This is a genomic window from Porphyrobacter sp. HT-58-2, assembly GCF_002952215.1.
In the GTDB taxonomy this organism is placed as follows: domain Bacteria; phylum Pseudomonadota; class Alphaproteobacteria; order Sphingomonadales; family Sphingomonadaceae; genus Erythrobacter.
Genome location: NZ_CP022600.1, coordinates 2,592,568 through 2,618,333 on the forward strand (window position 1 = coordinate 2,592,568; position 25,766 = coordinate 2,618,333).

Genomic DNA, 25,766 nt, shown 5'->3' on the forward strand with positions numbered 1-25,766 from the left:
CCCGCATGGCCACCATCACCCCCGCCACCGCCGCTGATGCCCCGGCGCTGAAAGACCTGCTCGAAGCCGCCTATCGCGGGGATTCGGCCCGGGCCGGGTGGAACCACGAGGCGGACATTCTAGACGATGAACGCATCGAGCGCGCCGAACTCGACGCTATGCTGGCCGATCCGGCGGTGACGGTCCTGACCGCACGCGACGGGGACAGTCTGACCGGCTGCGTAGCGGTCACCCGCATAGACTCTCGGCTCGGCTATCTCGGGATGCTGTGCGTCTTGCCGACCCTGCAATCGGCAGGCCTCGGGCGCCGCCTGCTTGACGCTGCCGAAGACCTCGCCCGCGCGCTCGGCATCGCGGCGATGGAGATGACCGTGATCGACAGCCGCGCCAGCCTCATCGCGTGGTACGAACGGCGCGGCTATGCCTTAACCGGCGAGCGCCGCCCCTTCCCCATACGGCGCGATCCGCCCATCACCTTTGTGGTGCTGGAAAAGCCGCTCGGCCGCGCGTAATGCCCCAGCGATGACCGGCGCCTTCGTCAAGATTTGTGGGATTTCCACGCCCGAGGCCCTGGCCGCCGCGGTGGGTGCGGGGGCGAGCCATGTGGGCTTTGTCCACTTCGCCAAAAGCCCACGCCACCTGAGCCTTGCCGACGCCGGGGTTTTGCGGCGTCAGGTGCCTTCGCATGTCAAGGCGGTGCTGCTGGTGGTGAACCCCGATCCCGCGCTGCTGGCCGAGGCGGTGCGCACTGTCGCGCCCGATGTGGTGCAGTTCCACGGGGCCGAGCCGCCCGAAGCCCTCGCCCGCTTCCGCGCGGAAACGGAAATCGAGGCATGGCGGGCCATGGCGGTGAAGGATGCCGCCAGCCTTGCCAACGTCGCGCAGTTTCGCAGTGCGGCCGACCGCGTGCTGCTCGATGCCCCCGCCACGGCTCTCCCCGGCGGCAATGGCACGGCGTTCGACTGGAGCCTGCTCGCCGGGTGGCAAGCGCCGCTTGCCTGGGGGCTGGCGGGCGGGCTGACCCCCGCGAACGTCGCCGAAGCAATCCGCCTCACCGGCGCGCCGCTGGTGGATACTTCTTCTGGGGTCGAGCGTTCTCCCGGTATCAAGGACGTGGACAAGATCGCGGCCTTCTGCAAAGCGGCACGACAAGCATAACCTCCGTTCGCCTCGAGCGAAGTCGAGAGGCCTTCACCCCGGCGCAACAAGTGTCTCGACTGCGCTCGACACGAACGGCATTAATGGACTGATGAACACACCTCTCAATTCCTTCCGCAACCTGCCGGACGAGCGCGGCCATTTCGGCCAGTTCGGCGGGCGCTATGTCGCAGAGACGCTGATGCCGCTGGTGCTCGATCTTGAGCGCGAATACCGCAAGGCGCAGGCAGACCCGGCGTTTCAGGCGGAATTCGACGACCTGCTCGAACACTACGTCGGTCGCCCATCGCCGCTCTATTTCGCGCCGCGTCTCACGGAAGAACTCGGCGGCGCACAGGTGTGGTTCAAGCGCGACGAGCTCAATCACACCGGCGCGCACAAGATCAACAATTGCATCGGCCAGATCCTGCTCGCGATCCGCATGGGCAAGAAGCGCATCATCGCCGAGACCGGCGCGGGGCAGCACGGGGTGGCTACCGCGACGGTCTGCGCGCGCTTCGGCCTGCCTTGCGTGATCTACATGGGCGCCGAGGACGTGAAACGGCAATCGCCCAACGTGTTCCGCATGAAGCTGCTGGGGGCAGAAGTCGTGCCCGTCACCAGCGGCGGCGCGACGCTCAAGGACGCAATGAACGAAGGGCTGCGCGACTGGGTCGCCAACGTCCACGACACCTTCTACATCATCGGCACCGCGGCAGGCCCGCACCCCTATCCGGAAATGGTGCGCAACTTCCAGAGCGTGATCGGCAAGGAAGCCCGCGCCCAGATGCTCGACCGCGTGGGCCGCCTGCCCGACCTGCTGGTCGCGGCGATCGGCGGCGGATCGAACGCGCTGGGGCTGTTCCATCCCTTCCTCGATGATCCGTCGGTCAAGATGCTCGGCGTGGAAGCCGCAGGCCACGGCCTCGACGGGGACGAACACGCCGCCAGCCTGCTCGGCGGATCGCCCGGCGTGCTCCACGGCAACCGCACCTACCTGCTGCAGGACGAGGACGGCCAGATCACCGAAGGCCACTCGATCAGCGCCGGGCTCGATTACCCCGGCATCGGGCCAGAACACGCGTGGCTGAAGGAAAGCGGCCGCGTCGATTACACCGCCGTCACCGACGAGGAGGCGCTCGACGCCTTCCAGCTGCTGTGCGCGACCGAGGGGATCATCCCGGCCTTGGAACCCTCGCACGCGATTGCAGCGGTGAAGAAGGTCGCGCCGACGATGCCGAAGGACGCGATCATCCTCGCCAACCTGTGCGGCCGCGGCGACAAGGACATCTTCACCGTGGCGGAGCGTCTGGGGGTGGAGCTTTGAGCTTTCGTCTGATTGCTATGGCCATAGCGTGGATCTGCGTGATCGCTTATCCTGCCGTGTTATTGTGGGGCCTTAAGTTCGAAAACCCCTTGCTAGAGCTTCCGCTTGTTTTTGTTTGGTTCGCAGCGGTTCTCTTCATTTACAGAGACTGGAAAAAGGGAAACTGGCGTGCTTAACCGCCTCTCCGCCACCTTCGCAGCCCCCCGCCCTTCGCTCGTCTGCTTCATCACCGCAGGCGATGGCGACACCGCGGCCAATCTCGATGCGCTGGTCGAAGCCGGGGCGGACGTGATCGAACTGGGGATGCCCTTCACCGATCCCATGGCCGATGGCCCCGCGATCCAGAGCGCCAATCTGCGCAGCCTCGGCGCGGGCACCACCACGGCGGACGTGCTCCGCTATGCGACCGACTTCCGCGCCCGGCACCCCGATGTGCCGCTGGTGCTGATGGGCTATGCCAACCCGATGGTGCGCCGCGGCCCCGAGTGGTTTGCCGATGCGGCGGCGCAGGCGGGCGTTGACGGCGTGATCTGCGTCGACATTCCGCCCGAGGAGGACGACGCGCTCGGTCCGGCACTGCGCGCCAAGGGCATCGCCCCGATCCGCCTTGCCACGCCAACGACCGATGCGGCGCGCCTGCCGCAGGTGCTCGAAGGGTCGGAAGGCTTCCTCTACTACGTCTCGGTCGCCGGGATCACCGGCAAGCAGCAAGCGCAGATCGAGAGCATCGAGGCCAATGTCGCGCGTATCAAGCAATCCTCTGATCTCCCCGTCGCGGTCGGCTTCGGCGTGCGCACCCCCGAACAGGCCGCAGCCATCGCCAAGGTCGCGGACGGCGTGGTGGTCGGCTCTGCGCTGGTGGAGATTTGCGGGGCCTATGGCGCGCAGGCTCCGGCCAAGCTAAAGGAGCTGACCTCCGCCCTCGCCCACGCGGTCCACACCGCCCGTCAGGAGCAACTGGCATGAACTGGTTCACCCGCGTCCGCAACTCGCTGGGCTTCGCGCCCGAGAAAAAGTCCACCGAGAAGGACCTGTGGATCAAGTGTCCCTCGTGTCAGGAGATGCTGTTCGTCGCCGATTACGAGGCGAACCTCTCGGTCTGCCCCAAGTGCGACCATCACGGGCGGATCGGGGCCGATGCGCGCCTCGCGCTGCTGCTCGATCCGGGGTTCGAGGTGCTGCCGCTGCCCAAGGTCACCGAAGACCCGCTCCAGTTCAAGGACACCAAGAAATACACCGACCGCCTCAAGGCGGCGCGCGCTGCCAACCCGCATGAAGACGCCTTCGTGGTCGGATCGGGCTTCATTGCCACCCGCCCGGCGGTGGTCGGCGTGCAGGATTTCGGCTTCATGGGCGGCTCGATGGGGATGGCCGTGGGGCAGGCCTTCTGCGACGGCGCGCAGAAGGCGCTGGATCGCGGCTGCGCCTATGTCGTGGTGACCGCGGCGGGCGGTGCGCGGATGCAGGAAGGCATTCTCAGCCTCATGCAGATGCCGCGCGCGACTGTGATGACCCGGCGGCTGAAGGCGGCCGGGCTGCCCTATATTGTGGTGCTGTCAGACCCCACCACCGGCGGGGTGACCGCCAGCTACGCCATGCTCGGCGATATCCATATTGCCGAGCCGGGCGCGCTCATCGGCTTTGCCGGTCAGCGCGTCATTCAGGACACGATCCGCGAACAGCTGCCCGAGGGCTTCCAGCGCGCCGAGTACCTGCACAAGCACGGCATGGTCGACATGGTCGTGCCGCGCCGGGAGTTGAAGGCGACACTGGGTCAGGTGCTGGACTATCTGACACCGGTGAAGGCGGCGTAATACGAAAACGTCATCCCAGCGAAAGCTGGGACCTAGGGCGTCAAATGCGGCGCTTGCCGCTTGAGGCCCCAGCTTTCGCTGGGGTGACGAGGTAGGCATGAAAGATTTCGGCACATCCGACGATCCGCGCGTGCAGGCGCAGCTTGATCGCTTGGCCCGCCTGAGCCTGCCGCAGGGGCGGCTCGGCCTCGACACCATCCGCGCCCTGATGGAGCGCCTCGGCAATCCGCACCGCAAGCTGCCGCCGGTGTTCCATGTCGCGGGGACCAACGGCAAGGGCTCGACCTGCGCCTTCCTGCGGGCGATGCTGGAGGCCGAGGGCTACCGCGTCCATGTCACCACCAGCCCCCATCTGGTGCGCTACAACGAGCGCATCCGCCTCGCAGGAGAGCTGATTTCCGACGCAATGCTCGCCGAGGTGCTGGCCGAGGTGCTGGATGCCAGTGAACAGGGGGGCGAGGACCTGGGACCGAGCTTCTTCGAAGTCACCATCGCCGCCGCCTTCCTGGCCTTCAGCCGCACGCCTGCCGATGCCTGCGTGGTCGAAGTCGGCATGGGCGGGCGCTTTGACGCCACCAACGTCCTCGAACCCGAGGCGCTGGCCGCCTGCGGCATCGCCGCACTCGGCCTCGATCACGAACGCTTCTTGCTGGCACCCGAAGAGGGCGTGCCGACCGAGCCGATGGCACGGATTGCCTTCGAGAAGGCGGGGATCGCGAAGAAGGGCGTTCCGCTGGTGACGCTGAGCTATCGCCCCGAATCCAACCACGAGGTGATCGCCGCTGCCCGGCGCGCAGGTGCGCCGCTGGCGATGCAGGGCGATGCATGGGACTGCCGCCCCGGCGCGATGATGACCTACCGCGATCAGATGGGCGCGTTCACCCTACCCCACCCGGCCCTCGCGGGCGCGCATCAGGTGCTCAACGCCGGGCTCGCGCTCGCCATGCTCCAGCATCAGGACAAGGTCCGGGTTGGCCCGATGGCGATGTCACTGGGGCTGCGGCATGCCCGCTGGCCTGCGCGGATGCAGCGCCTTTCGCCCGGTCCGCTGGTGGGCGCACGCGAGGTGTGGCTCGACGGCGGGCACAATCCGCAGGCGGGCGCGATGCTGGGTGCGCACTTTGCGGGTCAACGCCTTCACCTCGTCATCGGCATGATCGAGGGCAAGGACCCGGCCTCGCTTATTGGCCCGCTCGGGGACGCGCTCGTCACCATCACCGCCGTGCCGGTGCCGGGGCACGAATGGCATCCGGCGAGCGCCTTCGGCCCTGAGGCGCACCCCGCCCCCGATGTGCCAAGCGCGCTGGCGATAATCCCCGACGACGGCCTGCCGATCCTCATCGCCGGATCGCTCTATCTCGCGGGCGAGGTGCTGCGGCTGAACGATGAACTGCCGGACTAGCTCTCCGGCTCGGGCGGCTGGACTACCTCAGGTGTGACCACGCCCGACGCGCGGCCCTTTCGCGCCTGCCGCGCCCATTCGATAAGACACAGCACCACCGCGAAACCGCCGATCCCGGTCGTCAGGATGAAGACGTCGTAATAGCCCTGCTCCTCGATCATCTGGCCCAATGCCCCGCGCCCCAGAGTCCCCACGAGCATGGTAAGCGAGGACAGCAGCGCGTACTGGACCGCGCTGAAGCGGGTGTTCACGATCGAGGAAAGATAAGCGACGAACGCCGCTCCGGCGATCCCCACTGCAAGGTTTTCGAACATGATCACGAAAGCCAGCTTTGCGAGCCCCGGCGAGGGCGGAGCTGTGACGAACAGAAACGAGAATACGAAGGTCAACCAATCGATCGCCTGCGTGAAGCCGACCGCATCGCTCGCCGCCTGCATCATTGTCCCGCCAATAGCGAGTTCTGCGTACAGCAGGTTGGTCAGCGCTGCGAGCAGCGCCCCGATCGTCAGCGTCTGCATCCTGCCGAGCGCGGATAGCATCACGCCTCCGATCCCCAGCCCGCCAATAATCGCGAAAACGCCAAAGATCTTAGAGGCAAATGCCACATCCTCGTTGGTGTATTGCAGTTCGCCCAGATAGAACGGGTAGGCGAAGGTTCCCCAGATTGCATCACAGATGCGATAGATGAGGACCAGCGCGAAGATCAGAATCAGGCTCCAGCCCATACGCCCCACGAATTCAACCAGCGGAACCAGCAGCGCACGATAGAGGTGGTCGAGCGCAAGATTGCCCGCCGCAACGCTCTCCCCCTCGCCGATCAGGTCATTGCCATTGGCCTTGCGGTTGAACAGCAAGGCGGCGATGACCGACGGCAGCACGATTGTGGCAAGGATGATGAACGGCCCCATGTTGGCGGTGAACTCGGTTGGGTCGGGTCTTCCCTCGGGTCCGAGCGGGAACATCCCCAGCAGCCAGTTGAAATCGAAGTAGCGCTGCGCGCCAAACAGCGAAAACTCCAGAACCGGCAGGAACATCTCCACATAGCCGCCCAGCGCGCGCACCATGAAAATGCCAAGCGTCAGAAGGCTCCAGCCCCAAAGCGCCAGAACCCAGAAAAGATATCTGTTGCGCACCGGATAGCGCACCTCACCCGGCATATAGAGCCGCGCCAGCGCATCCTCTCCCGCCGGCTGGCCTGGCGTGTCGCCATGTCGCGCATCCGGCGCAAAAAGGCCGATTGTCCCGATGAACAGAAGGATGGCACCCATGACCATGTAGGTCTCCGGCCAGCCGATCTGCGCGGCGATGATCAACCCGAAGGCACCGCCCACCAGTGCCGCCAGCCGGTAGCCCATCTGATAGACCGCGGAGAGGATATCGAGAGGCGCCTTCTCATCCGCCACCTCAATCCGCCAGGCGTTGATGGCGATATCCTGCGTGGAACTGGCAAGCGCGCCAATCCCCGCAAGCAGCGAAAACCAGCCCAGTTGCGACTTTGGCTCGAGCAGGCTCAGAGTAACGAGGATCGTGCCGAGCAAGACCTGCATCAGCACGATCCACTGCTTGCGCTTGCCCAGCCGCATGAAGGCGGGAATGTTCACGCGGTCGACAACCGGTGACCAGATGAACTGGAAGGAATAGGCCAGCCCGATCAGGGAAAAGACGCCCATCGTCTTCAGATCGACCTTGGCCTCGTCCAGCCACGCATAAAGGGTGCCGAGGAACAGGGCGTAGGGCAATCCGCTCGCAAAACCGAACAGCGCCATATAGCCCGTCTTGCGCTGCGCCATGGAACGCAAGACCACGCTCCACCCGGGCTTGCCGGCGCGCGCTTCAGCCATCGATATGCATCCTTGTTCTCGATCCCATTTGAATGCACCATTAGGCCGGGACGAGAGGATGAGAAAAGAGCGATGAGCGCCTTGGCAACAGATTACCCCCGATCGTCGCCGACGCGGGGCCAGCTTGCCCTCGCCGAAGCGATCCGGACAGGAGAGGGGCGGCAGGCGGGCGGGATCCAGACCGTGCCGGCAAGCAACTACACCTGCCCCGATCACTTCGCGCGCGAAAGGGCGGCGCTGTTCGATCGGCTGCCGCAGGTCATCGCGCCGAGCGCGCTGTTGCCCGAGCCCGGCATGGCCGTACCGCATGATGCGACCGGCCGCCCGCTGCTGCTGACCCGCGACAATGAGGGGCGCGCGCATGTCTTCCTCAATGTCTGCCGCCACCGCGGAACCCGGCTGGTAGAGGGAAATGAGGTGCAATGCGCCAAGCGGCTCGTATGCCCCTATCACGCCTGGACTTACCGGCTCGACGGCGGGCTGATGGCCCTGCCCCGGCCAGAGACCTTCCCGGGGCTCGACAAGGCGGATTTCGGCCTCGTCGAACTGCCCAGCATCGAGGCAGGCGGCCTGATCTGGTTTGCGCCTGAGGAGGGTGCGGACTTCGCCCATGCACAGGAATTGGGCAGTGATCTCGATGCCTTTGGGCTGGGCCAAGCGCACCTGTTCCGCCGCAAGCTGCACACGGTCAAGGGCAACTGGAAGCTGATCATGGATGCTTTCCTCGAAAGCTACCATGTCACCCGCCTGCACGCCGCCACCATCGGCCCGTTCTTCAAGGACGGGATTACCGCCGGCGACCAGATCGGCCCGCACCAGCGGTCAGCCGTGGGCCGGCTGGAAGAGATGGAGGGGGTCGATCTGACTGACATGGCGCAGCTGCGCCGGGTGGTGACTTTCGCCTACCAGCTTCTGCCCGCCACGATCATCGTCCCCAGCCCCGATTATGTGAACGTGATGGTGCTGATGCCGCAGGCCGCCGACCTGACGCTGGTCGAGGATTTCATGCTCATCCCCGAGGCTCCGCAAACCGAAAAGGCGCTGGCGCATTGGGAAAAGAGCTGGAACCTGCTCGACGGGGGGGTGTTCGCCTCCGAGGATTTCCGCGCGGCGGAGCTCGGCCAGCAGGGGCTTTCGAGCGGCGCGGTCAGCCATGTGACGCTCGGCACGCTGGAAGGCGGGATCGCGCGGTTTGACCAGATCGTGAGCGAGGCCTTGCGGGCGGCGGGCTGAACGCCTACCCGCCCGCCTATGCCCACCCAGCCCCCTCGCTCCGAAGGTCGCCCCGAAGGGGACCGTATCGCCAAGCTGCTCGCCCGCGCCGGCATCGCCAGCCGCCGCGAGATTGAGCGCATGATCACCGAAGGCCGCGTGGCGATTGACGGCAAGGTGCTCGACACCCCTGCCACGATCCTTACCAGCCTTAAGGGCGTGACCGTCGACGGCCAGCCCGTCACTGCAGCCGAGCCGACGCGGCTGTTCGCCTTCCACAAGCCCACCGGCCTCATCACCGCCGAGCGCGATCCGAAGGGCCGGCCGACGATCTACACCGCGCTGCGCAATGCCCTGCCCAAGGGCGCGGGGCGGGTGATGCCGATCGGGCGCCTCGACCTCAACACCGAAGGCCTGCTACTGCTCACCAATGACGGCGAAGTGAAGCGCAAGCTTGAACTGCCAGCATCGGGCATTCCGCGCACCTATCGCGCGCGCGCCTTCGGCGCGGTGTCACAGGAGCAGCTCGAAGACCTGATCGAAGGCGTCGAGATCGACGGCGTTCGCTACGGCTCGATCGATGCCAATCTCGAGCGTTCCTCAGGGCGCAACCTGTGGATCGAGATGACCATCACCGAAGGCAAGAACCGCGAGGTGCGGCGCGTGCTCGAACATCTCGGGCTTCAGGTGAACCGCCTGATCCGCGTCGGCTATGGCCCGTTCGCCCTCGGCGATCTGCCGCGTGGGCAGGCAGTGGAGCTCAAGGGCAAGCCGGTCGACCGTTTCCTTGCCGATCTTGCGAAGGGCAACAGGAAGTGAGAATCATTGCCGGGGAATGGCGGGGCAGGAAACTTGTCGCTCCCAAGGGCGAGGCGACCCGTCCCACCGCCGACCGCGCGCGCGAGACCCTGTTTGCGATGCTCACCAGTCGCCTTGGTAGTTTCGAGGGTCTGCAAGTTGCCGATCTGTTTGCAGGCTCGGGCGCATTGGGGCTTGAGGCGATCTCGCGCGGGGCCGCGCATTGCCTGTTCGTCGAGCAGGACCGCGCAGCGCTCGATTCGATCCGCACCAATATCGCCGCGCTCGGCGCGCAGGCACGCACGCGGGTCGAGGCCGGTTCGGTGATGGGCCTCCGCACTGCCCTTGCCCCGCTCGATCTGATCCTCGCCGATCCGCCCTATCAGTCGGGCGCTGGCGAAGTCGCGCTCGACCGGCTGCTCAGGCTCGGATGGATCGGGCCGGAAACATGGATCGCGCTGGAAACCGGCGCGAAGGAGCACGTGGCGGTCAAGGGCCTTGTCGCCGACACCACGCGAAAGGTCGGCAAGGGGATGCTGCACCTGCTGCGTCTCGACGCGGCCGACGTCTGAAGCCCGCCGTCGACAAGCCCGCTCTCGCGGCTTGCCCAGACGGCGATTGTTCTCTACCTGTTCGCATGAGACAATGAGCAGCAACCTGCCCTCCCCCGCGCCCGGACGCGATGCGGTTCCCGCCTATGCCGCGCGGCTGAACCCGCCGCAGCGCGCAGCAGTGCTAGCGACCGAGGGCCCGGTGCTGATGCTGGCGGGCGCGGGAACGGGCAAGACGGCGGCGCTCACCGCCCGCCTTGCGCATCTGGTGGCGACGGGCCGCGCCTACCCTTCGCAGATTCTGTGCGTCACCTTCACCAACAAGGCGGCGCGGGAAATGAAGGAACGCGTGGCGCACCATCTCGGCCCGCAGGCGGAAGGCCTGCCGTGGCTCGGCACTTTTCATTCGATCTGCGCCAAGATGCTGCGCCGTCATGCCGAACTGGTGGGCTTACAGCACAATTTCACCATCATCGACACCGACGATCAGTTGCGCCTGCTTAAGCAACTCATCACCGAGGCCGAGCTGGACGAGAAGCGCTGGCCCGCGCGCCAGCTGGCCGGACTGATCGACCGCTGGAAGAACCGCGGCATGAGCCCTGCCGACTTGGACGCGGTGGAGAACGAGGCCTACGCCAACGGGCGCGGCACAGCGCTCTATGCCCGCTATCAGGAGCGTCTGAAGCAATTGAACGCCTGCGATTTTGGCGATCTGATGCTGCACATCCTGACCATCCTGCGCGGCCATCCGGACATCCTCGCCGACTACCAGCGCCGGTTCCGCTACATCATGGTGGACGAATATCAGGACACCAATGCGGTGCAGTATTTGTGGCTGCGCCTGCTGGCGCAGGGCCACAGGAACATCTGCGTCGTGGGTGACGACGACCAGTCGATCTATTCCTGGCGCGGGGCGGAGGTCGCCAACATCCTCAGGTTCGAGAAGGATTTTCCCGGCGCGGAAGTGATCCGGCTCGAACAGAACTACCGCTCCACGCCGCATATCCTCGGCGCGGCTTCAGGGCTGATCCGCGCCAACAGCCAGCGCCATGACAAGACCCTGTGGACCGAGGTCAACGGCGGCGACAAGGTCAAGGTGATCGGCGTGTGGGACGCGCCCGAGGAAGCGCGCCGGGTAGGCGAGGCGATCGAGCGGCTGGAGCGTGAGGGCGCCGGGCTCGACAGCATCGCCATTCTCGTGCGCGCGCAGTACCAGACCCGCGAGTTCGAGGACCGCTTCATCCAGATCGGGGTGAATTACCGCATCATCGGCGGTTTCCGCTTCTACGAACGCGCCGAAATCCGCGATGCGTTGGCCTATCTGCGCCTGATCGCCCAGCCTCAGGACGATCTGGCATTTGAACGCATCCACAATCAGCCCAAGCGCGGGCTCGGTGCCAAGGCGCTCGAACAGATGCACGCCCACGCCCGCCGCACCGGCCTGCCGCTCGCCGCCGCCGCGCTGCAACTGGCCGATAGTGACGAGCTGCCCAAGCGCGCCGCTGCCACCATCGGCGGGTTGATGCGGCAGTTCCTGCATTGGCGCGAACAGGCCGAGACGCTGTCCCCTGCCGATCTGCTGCGGTTGGTGCTGGAGGAATCAGGCTACAACGCCATGCTTTCTGCCGACCATTCGCCCGAAAGCGCCGGCCGAGCGGAAAACCTTTCCGAACTTGCCCGGGCGATGGAGGAATACGCGACGCTCGGCGATTTCCTTGAACACGTCAGCCTGGTGATGGATAACGAGCGCGCCGATCAGGGCGAGACAGTCACGATCATGACGATCCACGCCGCCAAGGGCCTGGAATTCGACAACGTCTTCTGCGTCGGCTGGGAAGAAGGCGTGTTCCCCTCGCAGCGTGCCATCGACGAGGGCGGACTTGCCTCGCTGGAGGAGGAGCGCCGCCTCGCCTATGTCGCGATCACCCGCGCGAAGCGACATTGCACCATCCTGCACGCCGCCAACCGCAGGATCTACGGCCAGTGGGTGAGTTCGATCCCCTCACGCTTCATCGAGGAGCTGCCGGGCGAACATATTGATCAGGAAAGCACGCTTAGCGGCGGTGCGAGCCTGTGGCGGGCCAACTGGCGCGAGCAGGAAGACCCCTTCGCCCACGTCGCCCGCGATAACCCCGCCAAGGCACAGCAACGCGGCCCCGGCTGGCAGCGGGCTTTGACATCGGGCTACGAAACCAAGCCCGCCCGCGTGCGCGAGAACACCCGCTCAGCCGCCAACTTCGCCGCCCCGGCGCGCAGCGACATCGCCATCGGGGCGATGGTGACCCACGCCAAATTCGGCACCGGCTGCGTGATCGATCAGGAAGGCAACAAGCTCACCATCCTGTTCGAGGATGCAGGTGAGAAACGGGTGCTCGACAGTTTCGTGACGGTCGTGGGTTAGGCTTCAGCCAAAACCAACATCGAGAAAACTCGGTCGCGGGCCGTTCCATTCGCCAGCAGGAACCGGTTCGTCATCCTCGTGATAACGGCGGCGCGGTTTGCGGTCGTCGCTGGCGGTAACACGATCGGTGCGCGGGGCCGATTTTTCGCGGCGCGGGCGTTCCTCGCGCACAGAGCGCTCTTCGCGGGCGCGACGCGGCTTACGTTCGGCGCGTACCTCGCTAGCTTCATCGGCGGGAGCCTCGTCCTTCGCGGCTTCGGCCCTGGCGATCACTTCGCTCAGATCAACGCGCACGTCTTCCTTGCCGAACACCTTGATCGCCGCGCCGGTCAGTTTTTCGACATTGGCGATGGCTTCAGCGTCTTCTTCCGAGACGAAGGTGAAGGCGCGCCCCTTGGCTCCGGCGCGGCCCGTGCGACCGATGCGGTGGACGTAATCGTCCGGGTGCCACGGAGTATCGAAATTGAAGACGTGGGAGACCCCCTTGATGTCCAGCCCGCGCGCTGCGACGTCGGAGGCGACGAGGATGTTGACTTCGCCCTTCTTGAACCGGTCAAGCTCCTTCAGGCGTGAAGACTGGTCCATGTCGCCGTGAATTTCGCTCGAACGGAAACCATGGCGGTTGAGGCTCTGGTTCAACTCGCGCACCGTGGTCTTGCGGTTGGCGAAGATGATCGCGGTTTCGACCAGATCATTCTCAAGGAACCAGCGCAGCGTTTCGCGCTTCGAACGCGCCTTGACCGGCACCTTGAAGGCGGTGATGTCGGCATTGGTGGTTGCTGCGCGGGCGGTTTCGATCCGCTTCGGATTGCTCAGAAACTTCTTCGCCAGCTTCTCGATCGGCGCGGGCATGGTCGCCGAAAACAGCATGGTCTGGCGGGTTTCGGGGAGCTTGGAGCAGATGAACTCGATATCGGGGATGAACCCCATGTCGAGCATCCGGTCCGCCTCGTCGATCACCAGCAATTCGCAGCCGTTGAGCATGATCTTGCCGCGCTCGAACAGGTCCATAAGGCGACCCGGCGTGGCGATCAGCACGTCGACCCCGTCGCTAAGCGCCTTCAGCTGATCTCCCATCTGCACGCCGCCGATAAGCAGCGCCATCTTGAGATCGTGGTTCTTGCCGTATTTCTCGAAATTCTCGGCCACCTGCGCTGCGAGCTCACGCGTCGGCTCAAGGATCAGCGATCGCGGCATCAGCGCGCGGCGGCGACCGGCGGCCATCACGTCGATCATCGGCAACACGAAGCTCGCCGTTTTGCCGGTCCCGGTCTGAGCAATGCCGATCAGATCCTTCATCATCAGGATCGTCGGGATCGCCTGCGCCTGGATCGCGGTCGGCGTCGTGTAGCCCGCGTCCTCGACGGCTTGGAGCAATTCGGGCGAAAGGCCGAGATCGGCGAAAGTCATGCGGTGTGTGGTTTCCGAGAATTGCGGGCATGGTTGCTGCCGGGATTGCTGGCCTTGCGCGCGCGCAACGCTCGTCCAAGCCGCCGCGCCTTTCCCGCAATTGCTCGCAAAAGTCAAGGAATCACGCCGTGTCGGGCGGGATGATCAGTTACCTGCTGCGACCAGATGACGCATCACTTCCACGTCGCAACGCACGCCGGTACGCGAATGAAGCTTGTCACGTTCGGCACACAGCCGACCATCCTTGTTCTTTTCGACATAGAAACCCGAATAGAAGTCACGGGCGTGGCACGATTTTTCAAGATTGACCGAGATCATCCGCTGATCGCGCAGGAACAGCACCAGCCGGTTGCCGCTGCCGGTCTGCACCCCGGCAATTCTGTCCAGCGGCACGCACTTTTCCTTGCGCGCTTCCTCGAAACGCGAAGGCAAGGCCCGCTGAGGCAATTCGGCCAGCATGTTCTGGCGCGCAGCGGGCGCAGCCGGCGCGATCCGTACGACAACGCGTTGTTCGATGCGCACCTGCCTTGCGGTGGCACTTCCGCGCAGAGCGGACAGCGGGTTCACGAGCGGTGGCTCCTCCGGTGCTGCCGATGCTGCTTCGAACTGCACAGCCGACTCCGCTGACGACGGTTCGATGCTCGGCGCAGGCACGGCTTTTGGCACATCGGCACCTTCCGCTACCAAAGGCAGCATAAGGGCAAGCGGTGCAGCAAAGGCGAGCAGACTGTCCATGGCAACGAACGAGAACTCTTCAGGCAGATGTGCCGCGATTGCGACAAGTGCATTTGCCGCGCAAGCAGCACGGTCTGGCCTAGCAGCGGCAATTGAACCGTGGCTTAACTGCGAAGCGGCTGCAACGGAAACGGGTGGCATTATCACGCAAGAGTGTGGCATTGACGCCACAATGAATCACCCCACCCCACCTCCTTGCCCTGCGACCAGTGCCGAAGCCTTTCTTGCCGCAGCGACAGAGCTTTTGGGGCCACGCGGCCTTACCACCGATCCTGACCGGATGGACGCATGGCTGACGGACTGGCGGGGCCGCTACACCGGACGGGCGCTGGCGCTCGCGTCCCCAGCCTCGACGACGGAAGTCGCGGCGCTGGTGAGGCTGTGCGCGGCACATAGCGTGCCGATCGTGCCGCAGGGCGGCAATAGCGGAATGGCGGGCGGCGCAACCCCAGACACCACCGGTACCGCGATCATCCTCTCACTCAGACGGATGAACGCGCTTCGTGACCTCTGCGCAGAAACGGGCCAGGTGGTGTGCGAGGCTGGCGTTGTCCTGCAGTCTTTGCATGAAGCGGCTGACACAGTCGGCATGCGCTTCCCGCTTACGCTCGGCGGCAAGGGATCGGCGACCATCGGCGGCCTGATTGCGACCAATGCGGGCGGGACACAAGTGTTGCGTCACGGCACCATGCGCGCGCAGGTTCTGGGGCTGGAGGCGGTGCTGGCCTCGGGCGAAGTCCTTGATCTCATGACCCCGCTCAAGAAGGACAACCGCGGCTTCGACCTCAAACAACTGCTGATCGGGTCGGAAGGCACGCTCGGCATCGTCACCGCAGCGCGGCTGCGCCTGCTGCCGGCTCCTGTCGGCCGTGCAACCGCGTGGGTGGGTCTTGGCAGCATTGTCGAGGCGCGCACGCTTCTTAGGCGCATGGAACGCGCTCTGGGCGAGACGCTCGAGGGCTTCGAAGTCGTTCCTGCCCATTGCCTCGCCAGCGTCCTCGCGCACCAGCCCGGCGCCCGAGCACCGCTCGCCGAGCGTCATGCGTGGAACGCTTTGATCGAATGCGTGTCCCCCTCGAAGGACAGTACCGCTCTCGCAGCGACGCTGGAGGCCGGGCTCGCTGCCGCGCTAGATGATGGATTGATCGCCGACGCCGTGCTCGCTGCCAACGACACCCAGGCCGAAGCCTTCTGGGCCCTGCGTGACGGGATTTCTGCCGCCGAACGCGCCATTGGCCCGGCAATGCAGCACGATATCTCAGTTCCGGTGGAGGCAATGCCCGAGTTCATCCTTGCCGCCACCCCGGCGATCGAGGAAGCTCATCCCGGCACCCGCGCAGTCGCTTTCGGGCATTTGGGTGACGGCAATGTCCACTTTCACGTCCTCGCCCCGGCAGGTGCCGTGCGCGGCGTGTGGGAAGAAGCCGATGGCAAGACGGTAAGTGCGCAGGTCTATGACCTCGTCACCAAGTGGGGCGGTTCGATCAGCGCCGAACATGGGATCGGGCAGATGAAAGTGGACGAACTCGCCCGCCTTCATGATCCGGTCGCGCTGGCGGTGATGCGGCAGGTCAAGCAGGCGCTTGATCCTGGTAACCTGCTCAATCCGGGGAAACTCCTGCCCGCGCTTCCGGTCGCCTGACCCTCGCGGCTTGCGCGGCCTTGCGCAAACGCCTAAGGGCCGCGCTTTCGGCGGGGCGCTCGCTTTTCCGCTGAGGGGACCCATCACCAGGCTTTTTTGGAGACACGCCATGGCCAGCGCGCCGCAACCGCAACTTCCGTTGTTCTACAACGACCTCCTGCCGCTTAACAGCCGTGACCACGCCGACTGGAAGGCCGGCACGCTGGAGAACGCAGCCTACATCGCATCGACCCACGCGATGCCGCTGACGACCGACGAATTCGTGGACGCCCAGCGTGATTTCCCAATCGTGTTCACGGCCGGCGAGAACCCGCTGCCAATCGTGCTGTTCGGCCTTAACGAAGGGGTCAACACCTTCGTTGGCGAAGACATGAAGATCAACGCTCCGGTCTACCTGCCGGCCTATGCGCGGCGTTACCCCTTCATCCTCGCCAAGCTGCAGCCGACCAGCGACGATATGTCGCTGTGCTTCGATCCGACCTCGGGCCTGCTCGGCAAGCGTGAAGACGGCCTTGCGCTGTTCGATGAACAGGGTCAGCCGACTGAATACACTCAGGGTGTGCTCGAGTTCTGCCGCCGCTTCGAGGAAGCTGGCCATCGCACCAAGCTGTTCATGGATGAGCTGGCCAAGCTCGACATCATGATGGACGGCGAAATTGCCATCACCCGTAACGACATGCCCGACAAGCCTTTCGTCTATCGCGGTTTCCGGATGGTGGACGAAAACAAGCTGCGTGAACTGCCTGCTGCAAAGCTGGAAGAGCTGTCGAAGAACGGCATGCTGATGCTGATCTATGCCCACCTGTTCTCGCTCAACCTGATGCGCGCTCTGTTTGAACGCCAGATGGCGCAGGGCAAGGTTCCGATGACGAGCGAGGGCGCTCCCGCACCGGCCATCAACTGACCGCTTGGCCGGCGCGCGTCGGCCCCGGTTCATGAACAAACCTCGGCGGGCAGGCTGGCCTTCAGGTCGCCTGCCCGCTTTCCATTGGATCTTGCGTGCTCATTCGGCCGCTTGCCGCATTCCATTGTCCTCACCGCCGGCCAGCAATGCGGCTTCCGCGCCAAGTTCGCGCACCAGACCGGCAAGCATCGCGGCGACAGCAGGCAGTCCGGCACCCGGCTCGGTCAAATGACGATCAAGGTAGGTCGCGCGGCATACCTCGATCTGCATCGCATGGACGCTGTCCTGCGGCGCGCCATGGCGATCAAGCACATAGCCGCCCGAATAGGGCCGGTTCTGCGCCGCCGCCGCACCGCGCCCTTCGAGATAGGTCAGCGCTCGCCCCATCAGCACGTTGTCGCAGGACGCCCCAAAGCGGTCGCCCAGCACGAAGATCGGCGCGCGCATTTCACCCTCGGCAGGACGCAGTGGCGGCATCGAATGGAGGTCGATCAGTAGCGCGACGCCCCACTGCGCGCGGATCCGTGCCAGTTGTGCCGCAAGCGTTTGATGATAGGCGCGGTGGATGCCTTCAATCCGCGCCGCAAGCTCAGCCGGTCCGAGCCGCCCGCGCCAGATCTCGCCGGACCCTGGAAGGCGGCGGGGCACAAGCCCCAACCCACTGCGCGCACGGGCATTGCCTCGCTGGCCCGGATCGGCAGAGGGAAAATCCCTGGGCTTGCCACCTTCGACCATGTCCCAATCAATATCGTCTTCCGCCCGGTTAAGGTCGAGCAGCGCACGCGGTGCGTGGGCGACCAGAAGCGCCGCGCCGGTTTCACGCGCAATTGCCACGCCGAGCCGGTCAACATGACGATCCTCCAGCCGCAACTGGGCAAGGTCGGGATCGCGCATCCGTGCCGTCACCGCCGGCGGATAGGTCCGTCCTGCGTGCGGCACTGCGACAAGGACAGGAAGGCTAAGCCGGGGCGGCACTGTCAACGTGAAGGCCGGGGCGCTGCCCAACCCCGGCACTTGTCCGCCGCTTACTGCAGTGCGGACATTGGCGGCAGAATCCGGCAGGGAGCGATTGACTGGAGGCATCGGAGGCCCCTTGCTGCCGCCTTTGCGAACCTCTGTCAAAGCCTTATCCTCGCAAGTCACTCCTGCAAGCCAGACCGCTCCGGGTGCATTTCACCGCAGGGACAGGGATTTCTTAAGCCGCGCCTGCTAAAGCCGGGGCCATGACAGCGACACGCACTCCCCGAATTCTGCTCGCCGAAGACGAAGACGCCATGCGCGCTTATCTTGAGCGCGCGCTCGTGAATGCCGGCTACGAAGTGAGCGCGGTCGACCGCGGGACGGACGCCGTGCCGCTGCTTGAAGAAGGCGACTTCGATCTCCTGCTTTCGGATATCGTGATGCCCGAAATGGACGGGATCGAGTTGGCCCAGCGCTGCGCCGAAATCTCGCCGCGCACCAAGGTGATGTTCATCACCGGCTTCGCTGCGGTGTCCCTGCGGGCCAGCCGCGAACAGCCGGCTGCGCGGGTGCTGTCGAAACCGTTCCACCTGCGCGACCTTGTCCTTGAAGTGGAGCGGGTGTTCGAGGAAGCCGGCGAAGCGCGGGCCTGAGCCATCACAGGACGGCGCGAATCGCTTGCACCTTTTGCGGTGCTGCGTTAAGGGCCGCCTCCGCCCCGCTTGGGGCGCCGATCCGATGGTGTGGGCGTATAGCTCAGTGGTAGAGCACTATGTTGACATCGTAGGGGTCGCAAGTTCAATCCTTGCTACGCCCACCATTGGATGATTGACGGTCGTTGAGCCGTCCCAGCCCGCTGGTTTCAGCGGGCTTTTTCGTGCCTGCATCCAGCGCAATGGCTGTTGCGTTTCATTCGCAGCCCTGCGCGCTTGCAAGCCTGCCCTCCTCTGCTAAAGCCCCCGCGGGATCTTACACAGCTTCCTGTCGATCACGCACAGCCTCGCAAGAGACGGGGCAAGAAGGATAGGGCAACACACATGGACAAAATCAAAGTCGCCAACCCCGTCGTCGAACTTGATGGCGACGAGATGACCCGCATCATCTGGCAGTGGATCCGCGAAAGGCTGATCCTGCCCTATCTCGACATCGATCTGAAGTATTACGACCTGTCGATCGAGAACCGTGATGCGACCGACGATCAGGTGACGATCGATTCCGCCAACGCGATCAAGCAGTATGGCGTGGGCGTAAAGTGCGCGACCATCACCCCCGACGAACAGCGCGTCGAGGAATTCAGCCTCAAGAAGATGTGGAAGAGCCCCAACGGCACGATCCGCAACATCTTGGGCGGCGTCGTCTTCCGCGAGCCGATCGTGATCGACAACGTGCCGCGCCTCGTTCCGGGCTGGACCGATCCTATCGTGGTCGGCCGTCATGCCTTTGGCGACCAGTACCGCGCCACCGACACCCTGATCCCTGGCCCCGGTAAGCTGCGGCTCGTGTTCGACGGTGAGGATGGCACCAAGATCGACCTCGACGTGTTCGATTTCCCCAGCGCCGGTGTGGCGATGGCGATGTACAACCTCGACGATTCGATCCGCGATTTCGCCCGCGCCAGCTTCAACTACGGCCTCAACCTCGGCTGGCCGGTCTACCTCTCCACCAAGAACACGATCATGAAGGCCTATGACGGGCGCTTCAAGGACCTGTTCCAGGAAGTGTTCGACACCGAGGGCTTCGCCGAGAAGTTCAAGGAAAAGGGCATCGTCTACGAACACCGCCTGATCGACGACATGGTCGCTTCGGCCCTGAAGTGGAGCGGCAAGTTCGTGTGGGCGTGCAAGAACTACGACGGCGACGTGCAGTCCGACACCGTGGCGCAAGGGTTCGGCTCATTGGGCCTTATGACCTCGGTGCTGATGACCCCGGACGGCAAGACCGTGGAGGCCGAAGCCGCCCACGGCACCGTCACCCGCCACTACCGCCAGCACCAGCAAGGCAAGGCGACCTCGACCAACCCGATCGCCTCGATCTTCGCCTGGACCCGTGGGCTGATGTATCGCGGCAAGTTCGACGGCACGCCCGATGTGGTGAAGTTCGCCGAAACGCTTGAGCGCGTCTGCATCGAGACCGTGGAAAAGGGCTACATGACCAAGGACCTCGCCCTGCTCATCGGCCCGGGGCAAGCATGGCAGACCACCGAGCAGTTCTTCGAGACCATCGTCCAGAACCTAGAAAAGGAAATGGCCAGCTGGGCCTGATCTCTTTCTGACAGCATCAAAAGCCGGGTGGGTCAAACGGTCCGCCCGGCTTTTTTTGTTGTGCAAGCTGTTGGTGACAGTGCGTCCTTCGCGCGTTAAGCCCGCTAAGTGGCTGGCGAACTGACCCTCTCTCCGTTCCTGTCCGATGCGCTGGTGATCCTGGGTGCCGCCGGGATCGTCATTCCTGTCTTCGCGCGTTTCCGGATTACGCCCATCATCGGCTTCATCCTGATCGGTGTGCTTGTCGGCCCCTATGGCCTCGGCTCACTGGTCGAACGAATACCTTGGCTTTACTTCGTAACGATCAGCGACCCGGAATCGCTTACCCCATTTGCCGATTTCGGCATCGTGCTGCTGCTGTTCGCGATCGGGCTTGAGCTGTCGTTCAACCGCCTCTGGCAGATGCGCAAGCTGGTGTTTGGCCTTGGCGCGCTTGAAGTGCTGATCATCGGCGCCTCGCTTGCAGCCTTCGTCGGATTTGCAGGCAGCATGACCTTCACAGGGGCGCTGGCACTGGGGTTTGCGCTGGCATTTTCGTCAACTGCGATCGTGCTGCCGATCTCTGGTACCCGCACACCGGTAGGGCGCGCGGCGCTGTCGATGCTGTTGTTCGAGGACATCATGATCGTCCCGATCATCTTCATCCTCGGCGCGCTGGCCCCCAATGCGCAGGGCGATGGCTGGGAAGGCCTGGTCACGACCCTGTGGCAGGGCGGCCTTGTGATTGCGGTGCTGCTGGTGGTGGGCCGCGTTGCCCTTCCCCGCCTGTTCGCACAGGCCGCGCGCACCAAGAGCCCGGAACTGTTCCTTGCCGCCTCGCTGCTGGTGGTGATCGGCGCGAGCCTTGCGACCGCGCTGGTGGGCCTTTCCCCGATCGTGGGCGCGTTGATTGCCGGGCTCCTGATTGCCGAGACCGAATATCACACGGAAGTCGAGCTCATCATGGAGCCGTTCAAGGGGCTGGCTCTGGGGGTATTCCTGATCACGGTCGGCATGAGTATCAACCTCGTGGCAATCGGCGCGCAGATTGGCGCTCTGACCCTGGCAGTGGTTGGCGTTCTGGTATTCAAGGCGCTGGTCACGGGCGTTCTGCTGCGGCTGATGGGGGCAAGGCGCGGGACTGCGGCGGAAACCGGTGTGCTCATGGCCTCGCCATCCGAAACTACGCTGATCATCCTTGCCGCAGCCACCAGCGCACTGGTGCTCGACATCGAGACCGCGCGGTTCTGGCAGACGGTAACCGCCATCGGCCTGACCATCACGCCATTGCTCGCCAAGCTTGGCGCAGTGCTCGCCCGCCGTGTCGATGGGGCGCCGCAGGTACCGGGTGGAGACGACAGCGACGAGCCGCGAACCATCATTGTCGGAGGAGGGCGCGTCGGGCGACTGGTTGCCGAGATGATGCACACTCATGGCAAGCCCTACGTAATGATCGATTCGAACCCCGATCTGATCGACAATGCCAAGCGCGAAGGTTACCGCGCCACCTTCGGCGATGCGGCACGCGGGGATGCGCTGACGAGGCTGGGCGTGTCTGATGCGCCCGCAGTGGTGCTGACGATGGACGAACCGGTGCTTGCCCAGCGCCTGGTGAGCAAGCTGAGGCGGGAGCATCCCGAGCTTCTGATCGTCGCCCGCGCGCGCGATACCGATCACGCCGCCGCGCTCTACCGTGCAGGCGCCAGCCATGCCGTGCCGGAAACACTCGAAAGCTCACTCCAGCTCTCCGAGGCCGTGCTGGTCGATATTGGCGTCGCCATGGGCCCCGTGATCGCCAGCATCCACGAAAAGCGCGACGAATTCCGCGAACAGCTCGAACGGGACGGTGGCCTCAGCGAAAAGCCGAAGCTGCGCACGTCAAACCTGTCAGCAGGCTAAGGATTGTCCGCAAGTACCCATTGAGCGACCCAGACATAGGGTCGGGCATCGGGCGGATTGCGCAAGGCGAAGGCGCGCTGCGCCGCAATGCAGGTATCATAGGCAATCCGCGCCGTATTGCTCGACCGCACCGGACGACAGCTTGCCACAGCGCCTTGCGCATCGAAGCTTATGGCAACCACCACACGTGCCTCGATCGCATTTTCGAGGGCTTCGCGCGGATAACTCATCGAGCGATGATCGAGATCGGCAAGGTTCAATCGCTCGTTTTCCGGCGGGGTCGGATAGGTGCCGAACAGCACCTGCTGTCGTTCCAGCGGATAGCCGATCGACGCCCGAAACGTCGCCTCGCCTTTGGTGGGCTTATCCTTGCGACTGCGAATGCTCAACCGATAGGTGGCCCGCGTGTAATCGAGAACAAGACCCGGATATTGCCGGAACCGCCCAAGCCGCAGCGCCTGTTCGCACAGCGCCCTGCCTGCCGCCTGAAGGGTGGAAAGGGCATCGAACCGGCATCCCTGCACGACACCGTCGGCACCGATCGTCAGGTCTACGCCAAGCCGTTCGCGACCCTGACGAAAGGCGCTGCGATGGGGCATGAGAACATCGTCTAGAATTCCGAGATCGAGAACACCTGCGCCGGTGACATCGAAAGTCTCGCCTTCAAAGATGACTTCACGCGGTTCCTGCGCTGCAACCTGACATCCCGCCGCCAAAGTGGCGATTGCTGCCAGACCGCGCAGGATCGCGATCATTCGGCAGGCTGCGCCACCAGCGCGGCCTTTACCGCCGCCAGTGCATCGGAAGCCTTGCTACCGTCCGGCCCGCCGCCCTGCGCCATGTCGGGCCTTCCACCGCCCCCCTTGCCACCGAGCGCCTCGACCCCGGCGCGAACCAGATCGACAGCACTGAAGCGGCCGGTCAGATCATCGGTCACTGCCGCGGCGATGCTCGCCTTGCCGTCATTCACCGCGATAAGCACAGCGATGCCGCTGCCCATGCGCTGCTTGGCCGCATCGAGCAGGGGGCGCAATTCCTTCGGATCGAGCCCTTCGAGCACCTGCCCGCTGAAGGTGACGCCCGCGACGGTCTCGTCAGCGCTCGCGGCTGCTCCGCCTGTGCCGCCCCCGCTCAGCGCCAGCGCCTTCTTTGCCTCGGCCAGTTCCCTTTCGAGCCGCTTGCGCTCGTCCATCAATGCAGCGAGACGGGCCGGGACTTCCTCGGGAGTCGCGCGGATCACGCCAGCGGCAGTCTTGAGCGCCTCTTCGCGGCCAACAAGCCACTGGCGCGCACCCTCCCCTGTCATCGCTTCGATCCGGCGCACGCCCGATGAGACGGCGCTTTCAGAGACGATGCGGAAGATGCCGATATCGCCTGTGGCGCGCACATGGGTCCCGCCGCACAGCTCGACCGAGTAGTTGCGCCCTTCCTTGCCCGCGCGGCCCATGGCGAGCACCCGAACCTCGTCACCATACTTCTCGCCGAACAGCGCCAGCGCGCCCGCGGCGACGGCATCGTCAGGGGTCATAAGCCGGGTCGAAACCGCTTCATTGGCGCGAATTTCGGCATTCACCTCAGATTCGATCGCTGCGATATCCTCGGGCGTAAGCGCGACCGGGTGCGAGAAATCGAACCGGAGGCGATCAGCCGCAACCATCGAGCCCTTCTGCGTCACATGGCCGCCGAGACGGTTCCTGAGCGCGGCATGGACCAGGTGTGTCGCCGAATGGTTTGCGCGGATCCGGTCACGCCGCTCGGCATCGACCTTGAGCTCGACCGTGTCACCCACCGCCACCGCACCCGCATCGATACGCACATGATGCGCGTGCAGCCGCCCAAGCGGCTTGGCGGTATCGGTGACAGTCGCCTTCAACCCGGCTTGGCTCGCCATCGTTCCAGCATCGCCAGTCTGGCCGCCGCTTTCACCGTAGAAGGGCGTCTGGTTGGTCAGGATCACGACCTCATCACCCGCAGCTGCGCTGGCAACTTCGGCCCCGGCCTTTACGATGGCAACAATCCGCCCCTCACCGCTGGTCGATGCATAACCGGTGAATTCGGTCGCGCCTTCGCGCTCAGCGATGTCGAACCAGACTTCGCCCGAAGCCGCCTCGCCACTGCCCTTCCAGGCAGCGCGGGCGGCGGCCTTCTGGCGGGCCATCGCGGCGTCAAAGCCGGTTTTGTCGACCCCGATGCCGCGGGCGCGCAGCGCGTCCTCGGTAAGGTCATAGGGGAAGCCGTAAGTGTCGTAGAGGCGGAACGCGATTTCCCCGTCAAGTTCGGCACCGTCGCTCAGATCGCCCGTCGCCTCGTCCAGCAACTTCAAACCCTTGTCGAGTGTGCGGCGGAACTGGGTTTCCTCGCGTTCGAGCACTTCCTGGATCAGAGCCTGGCCACGCACGAGCTCGGGATAGGCCGACCCCATCTCGGTGACGAGCGCGGGGACGAGGCGGTGCATCAAAGGCTCCGAGGCCCCCAGCAGGTGCGCATGACGCATGGCGCGGCGCATGATCCGCCGCAGCACATAACCGCGCCCTTCGTTGGAGGGCAGAACCCCGTCAGCCATCAGGAAGCTGGTCGAACGCAGGTGATCAGCAATCACGCGGTGCGAGGCGGCAGAATCGCCTTGCGCGGCGACACCGGTCAGACCCTCCGACGCAGCAATCAGTGCCTTGAAGGTGTCAGTATCGTAGTTGTCATGCACGCCCTGCAGCACAGCCGCGATGCGTTCGATGCCCATGCCGGTATCGATCGAGGGCTTGGGCAAGTCGCGGCGGGTGCCGTCGGCCTGTTGCTCGTATTGCATGAACACGAGATTCCAGATCTCGACGAAGCGATCCCCATCTTCATCCGGGCTGCCGGGAGGGCCGCCGAAGATGTGATCGCCATGATCGTAGAAGATCTCCGAGCAAGGCCCGCACGGGCCGGTGTCGCCCATCGACCAGAAATTGTCCGAGGTGGGAATGCGGATGATGCGGTCGTCAGGCAACCCCGCGATACGCTTCCAGAGGCCAGCGGCTTCGTCATCCGTATGGTAGACCGTAATGGTGAGCTTGTCCTTGGGCAGGCCCCACTCCTTGGTCAGCAGGGTCCAGGCATGGGTAATCGCTTCTTCCTTGAAATAGTCGCCGAAGGAAAAATTCCCCAGCATTTCAAAGAATGTATGATGCCGTGCAGTATAGCCGACATTATCGAGATCATTGTGCTTGCCCCCGGCACGCACGCATTTCTGCGAGGATGCGGCACGCGGCGAGACCGGGGTTTCGAGCCCGGTAAAGACGTTCTTGAACGGCACCATCCCGGCGTTGACGAACATCAGCGTCGGATCGTTGTACGGCACGAGCGGCGCGCTCGGCGTGGCGGTGTGGCCGGCCTTGCTGAAGTAATCGAGGAAGGAGCGGCGGATTTCGTTCGTCGAAGTCATGGCCGTGCAGTTAGGCAAAGCGCGCGGGTTTCGCAATGCGCCGCGCAAAAAGGGCATTTTAGCCGGGGTCTG

21 protein-coding genes and 1 tRNA gene are annotated in these 25,766 nt (G+C 64.6%); 16 read left to right on the forward strand and 6 right to left on the reverse strand.

Annotated elements, in window-relative coordinates; genetic code table 11:
• Positions 1-5 precede the first annotated feature (5 nt).
• From CHX26_RS12220 to CHX26_RS12245, 6 genes are all read left to right on the forward strand, one after another.
• Positions 6-512 (forward strand): GNAT family N-acetyltransferase, encoded by a 507-nt coding sequence (locus CHX26_RS12220; protein WP_104942602.1) that lies wholly within the window; start codon positions 6-8, stop codon positions 510-512.
• A 10-nt stretch (positions 513-522) separates the two neighbouring features.
• Positions 523-1,158 carry a phosphoribosylanthranilate isomerase gene (locus tag CHX26_RS12225; RefSeq protein WP_104942603.1) on the forward strand — a complete coding sequence of 212 codons (636 nt, stop codon included), beginning with the start codon at positions 523-525 and terminating at the stop codon, positions 1,156-1,158.
• A gap of 91 nt (positions 1,159-1,249) precedes the next feature.
• A complete protein-coding gene (gene trpB, locus CHX26_RS12230; protein ID WP_104942604.1) occupies positions 1,250-2,464 on the forward strand; it encodes a tryptophan synthase subunit beta in 1,215 nt (404 codons plus the stop codon).
• A gap of 168 nt (positions 2,465-2,632) precedes the next feature.
• Complete coding sequence (gene trpA, locus CHX26_RS12235) at positions 2,633-3,430, forward strand: tryptophan synthase subunit alpha (RefSeq protein ID WP_104942605.1); 798 nt, start codon at positions 2,633-2,635, stop codon at positions 3,428-3,430.
• Positions 3,427-4,278 carry an acetyl-CoA carboxylase, carboxyltransferase subunit beta gene (gene accD / locus CHX26_RS12240; protein ID WP_104942606.1) on the forward strand — a complete coding sequence of 284 codons (852 nt, stop codon included), beginning with the start codon at positions 3,427-3,429 and terminating at the stop codon, positions 4,276-4,278. The genes trpA and accD overlap by 4 nt, the downstream gene beginning before the upstream one ends.
• Before the next feature lie 97 nt (positions 4,279-4,375).
• Entirely contained in the window at positions 4,376-5,680 is a 1,305-nt protein-coding gene (locus tag CHX26_RS12245) for a bifunctional folylpolyglutamate synthase/dihydrofolate synthase (RefSeq protein ID WP_104942607.1), read from the forward strand.
• Here CHX26_RS12245 and CHX26_RS12250 read toward each other — a convergent pair.
• Positions 5,677-7,521 carry an MFS transporter gene (locus CHX26_RS12250; RefSeq protein WP_104942608.1) on the reverse strand — a complete coding sequence of 615 codons (1,845 nt, stop codon included), beginning with the start codon at positions 7,519-7,521 and terminating at the stop codon, positions 5,677-5,679. The two genes, CHX26_RS12245 and CHX26_RS12250, sit on opposite strands and share 4 nt — an antisense overlap.
• Positions 7,522-7,593: 72 nt before the next feature.
• Here CHX26_RS12250 and CHX26_RS12255 point away from each other — a divergent pair, with 72 nt between their 5' ends.
• The 4 genes from CHX26_RS12255 to CHX26_RS12270 all read left to right on the forward strand — a co-directional run bounded on the left by CHX26_RS12255 (position 7,594) and on the right by CHX26_RS12270 (position 12,483).
• Positions 7,594-8,754 (forward strand): aromatic ring-hydroxylating oxygenase subunit alpha, encoded by a 1,161-nt coding sequence (locus CHX26_RS12255; protein ID WP_104942609.1) that lies wholly within the window; start codon positions 7,594-7,596, stop codon positions 8,752-8,754.
• Between the two features lie 18 nt (positions 8,755-8,772).
• Positions 8,773-9,552 carry a pseudouridine synthase gene (locus CHX26_RS12260; RefSeq protein WP_104942610.1) on the forward strand — a complete coding sequence of 260 codons (780 nt, stop codon included), beginning with the start codon at positions 8,773-8,775 and terminating at the stop codon, positions 9,550-9,552.
• On the forward strand, positions 9,549-10,103 hold the full coding sequence (rsmD, locus tag CHX26_RS12265) for a 16S rRNA (guanine(966)-N(2))-methyltransferase RsmD (RefSeq protein ID WP_104942611.1): 555 nt from the start codon (positions 9,549-9,551) through the stop codon (positions 10,101-10,103). Before CHX26_RS12260 ends, rsmD begins: the two co-directional genes overlap by 4 nt.
• Positions 10,104-10,176: 73 nt before the next feature.
• Positions 10,177-12,483, forward strand: a complete 2,307-nt coding sequence (locus tag CHX26_RS12270; RefSeq protein WP_104942612.1) for an ATP-dependent helicase — start codon at positions 10,177-10,179, stop codon at positions 12,481-12,483.
• 3 nt (positions 12,484-12,486) lie between these two features.
• On the opposite strand, the gene CHX26_RS12275 is transcribed toward CHX26_RS12270, so the two are convergent.
• Both CHX26_RS12275 and CHX26_RS12280 read right to left on the reverse strand, forming a co-directional pair.
• Positions 12,487-13,893 carry a DEAD/DEAH box helicase gene (locus tag CHX26_RS12275; protein WP_104942613.1) on the reverse strand — a complete coding sequence of 469 codons (1,407 nt, stop codon included), beginning with the start codon at positions 13,891-13,893 and terminating at the stop codon, positions 12,487-12,489.
• A 144-nt stretch (positions 13,894-14,037) separates the two neighbouring features.
• A complete protein-coding gene (locus CHX26_RS12280; RefSeq protein ID WP_104942614.1) occupies positions 14,038-14,628 on the reverse strand; it encodes a hypothetical protein in 591 nt (196 codons plus the stop codon).
• 172 nt (positions 14,629-14,800) lie between these two features.
• Here CHX26_RS12280 and CHX26_RS12285 point away from each other — a divergent pair, with 172 nt between their 5' ends.
• Together CHX26_RS12285 and CHX26_RS12290 are read left to right on the forward strand one after the other, a co-directional pair.
• The gene (locus tag CHX26_RS12285; protein WP_104942615.1) at positions 14,801-16,270 is read left to right on the forward strand and encodes an FAD-binding oxidoreductase; all 1,470 of its coding nucleotides are present in this window, start codon (positions 14,801-14,803) and stop codon (positions 16,268-16,270) included.
• Positions 16,271-16,379: 109 nt separating this feature from the next.
• Positions 16,380-17,174, forward strand: coding sequence for a SapC family protein (locus CHX26_RS12290; protein WP_104942616.1), 795 nt, complete (start codon positions 16,380-16,382; stop codon positions 17,172-17,174).
• A 99-nt stretch (positions 17,175-17,273) separates the two neighbouring features.
• Here the strand turns inward: CHX26_RS12290 and CHX26_RS12295 are convergent, their stop codons facing one another.
• A complete protein-coding gene (locus tag CHX26_RS12295; RefSeq protein WP_104942617.1) occupies positions 17,274-18,257 on the reverse strand; it encodes an N-formylglutamate amidohydrolase in 984 nt (327 codons plus the stop codon).
• 140 nt (positions 18,258-18,397) lie between these two features.
• On the opposite strand from CHX26_RS12295, the gene cpdR reads away from it, so the two are divergent.
• From cpdR to CHX26_RS12315, 4 genes are all read left to right on the forward strand, one after another.
• Complete coding sequence (gene cpdR / locus CHX26_RS12300; protein ID WP_104942618.1) at positions 18,398-18,787, forward strand: cell cycle two-component system response regulator CpdR; 390 nt, start codon at positions 18,398-18,400, stop codon at positions 18,785-18,787.
• 92 nt (positions 18,788-18,879) lie between these two features.
• A tRNA-Val gene (locus CHX26_RS12305) sits at positions 18,880-18,954 on the forward strand.
• A 217-nt stretch (positions 18,955-19,171) separates the two neighbouring features.
• Positions 19,172-20,395, forward strand: coding sequence for an NADP-dependent isocitrate dehydrogenase (locus CHX26_RS12310; protein WP_104942619.1), 1,224 nt, complete (start codon positions 19,172-19,174; stop codon positions 20,393-20,395).
• Positions 20,396-20,503: 108 nt separating this feature from the next.
• On the forward strand, positions 20,504-22,273 hold the full coding sequence (locus tag CHX26_RS12315) for a cation:proton antiporter domain-containing protein (protein WP_104942620.1): 1,770 nt from the start codon (positions 20,504-20,506) through the stop codon (positions 22,271-22,273).
• On the opposite strand, the gene CHX26_RS12320 is transcribed toward CHX26_RS12315, so the two are convergent.
• Positions 22,270-23,028, reverse strand: a complete 759-nt coding sequence (locus tag CHX26_RS12320; RefSeq protein ID WP_104942621.1) for an energy transducer TonB — start codon at positions 23,026-23,028, stop codon at positions 22,270-22,272. The two genes, CHX26_RS12315 and CHX26_RS12320, sit on opposite strands and share 4 nt — an antisense overlap.
• Positions 23,025-25,694: an alanine--tRNA ligase gene (alaS, locus tag CHX26_RS12325; RefSeq protein ID WP_104942622.1), complete on the reverse strand. Its 2,670-nt coding sequence runs from the start codon at positions 25,692-25,694 to the stop codon at positions 23,025-23,027. The genes CHX26_RS12320 and alaS overlap by 4 nt, the downstream gene beginning before the upstream one ends.
• Between the last annotated feature and the right edge of the window lie 72 nt (positions 25,695-25,766).

Excerpts from the sequence above, each read along its gene's own strand:
- CHX26_RS12220 (WP_104942602.1), top strand. The coding sequence starts at position 6 with ATGGCCACCATCACCCCCGCCACCGCCGCTGATGCCCCGGCGCTGAAA.
- CHX26_RS12225 (WP_104942603.1), top strand. The coding sequence starts at position 523 with ATGACCGGCGCCTTCGTCAAGATTTGTGGGATTTCCACGCCCGAGGCC.
- trpB (WP_104942604.1), top strand. The coding sequence starts at position 1,250 with ATGAACACACCTCTCAATTCCTTCCGCAACCTGCCGGACGAGCGCGGC.
- accD (WP_104942606.1), top strand. The coding sequence starts at position 3,427 with ATGAACTGGTTCACCCGCGTCCGCAACTCGCTGGGCTTCGCGCCCGAG.
- CHX26_RS12245 (WP_104942607.1), top strand. The coding sequence starts at position 4,376 with ATGAAAGATTTCGGCACATCCGACGATCCGCGCGTGCAGGCGCAGCTT.
- CHX26_RS12250 (WP_104942608.1), bottom strand. The coding sequence starts at position 7,521 with ATGGCTGAAGCGCGCGCCGGCAAGCCCGGGTGGAGCGTGGTCTTGCGT.
- CHX26_RS12255 (WP_104942609.1), top strand. The coding sequence starts at position 7,594 with ATGAGCGCCTTGGCAACAGATTACCCCCGATCGTCGCCGACGCGGGGC.
- CHX26_RS12260 (WP_104942610.1), top strand. The coding sequence starts at position 8,773 with ATGCCCACCCAGCCCCCTCGCTCCGAAGGTCGCCCCGAAGGGGACCGT.
- CHX26_RS12270 (WP_104942612.1), top strand. The coding sequence starts at position 10,177 with ATGAGCAGCAACCTGCCCTCCCCCGCGCCCGGACGCGATGCGGTTCCC.
- CHX26_RS12275 (WP_104942613.1), bottom strand. The coding sequence starts at position 13,893 with ATGACTTTCGCCGATCTCGGCCTTTCGCCCGAATTGCTCCAAGCCGTC.
- CHX26_RS12280 (WP_104942614.1), bottom strand. The coding sequence starts at position 14,628 with ATGGACAGTCTGCTCGCCTTTGCTGCACCGCTTGCCCTTATGCTGCCT.
- CHX26_RS12285 (WP_104942615.1), top strand. The coding sequence starts at position 14,801 with ATGAATCACCCCACCCCACCTCCTTGCCCTGCGACCAGTGCCGAAGCC.
- CHX26_RS12290 (WP_104942616.1), top strand. The coding sequence starts at position 16,380 with ATGGCCAGCGCGCCGCAACCGCAACTTCCGTTGTTCTACAACGACCTC.
- CHX26_RS12295 (WP_104942617.1), bottom strand. The coding sequence starts at position 18,257 with ATGCCTCCAGTCAATCGCTCCCTGCCGGATTCTGCCGCCAATGTCCGC.
- cpdR (WP_104942618.1), top strand. The coding sequence starts at position 18,398 with ATGACAGCGACACGCACTCCCCGAATTCTGCTCGCCGAAGACGAAGAC.
- CHX26_RS12310 (WP_104942619.1), top strand. The coding sequence starts at position 19,172 with ATGGACAAAATCAAAGTCGCCAACCCCGTCGTCGAACTTGATGGCGAC.
- CHX26_RS12320 (WP_104942621.1), bottom strand. The coding sequence starts at position 23,028 with ATGATCGCGATCCTGCGCGGTCTGGCAGCAATCGCCACTTTGGCGGCG.
- alaS (WP_104942622.1), bottom strand. The coding sequence starts at position 25,694 with ATGACTTCGACGAACGAAATCCGCCGCTCCTTCCTCGATTACTTCAGC.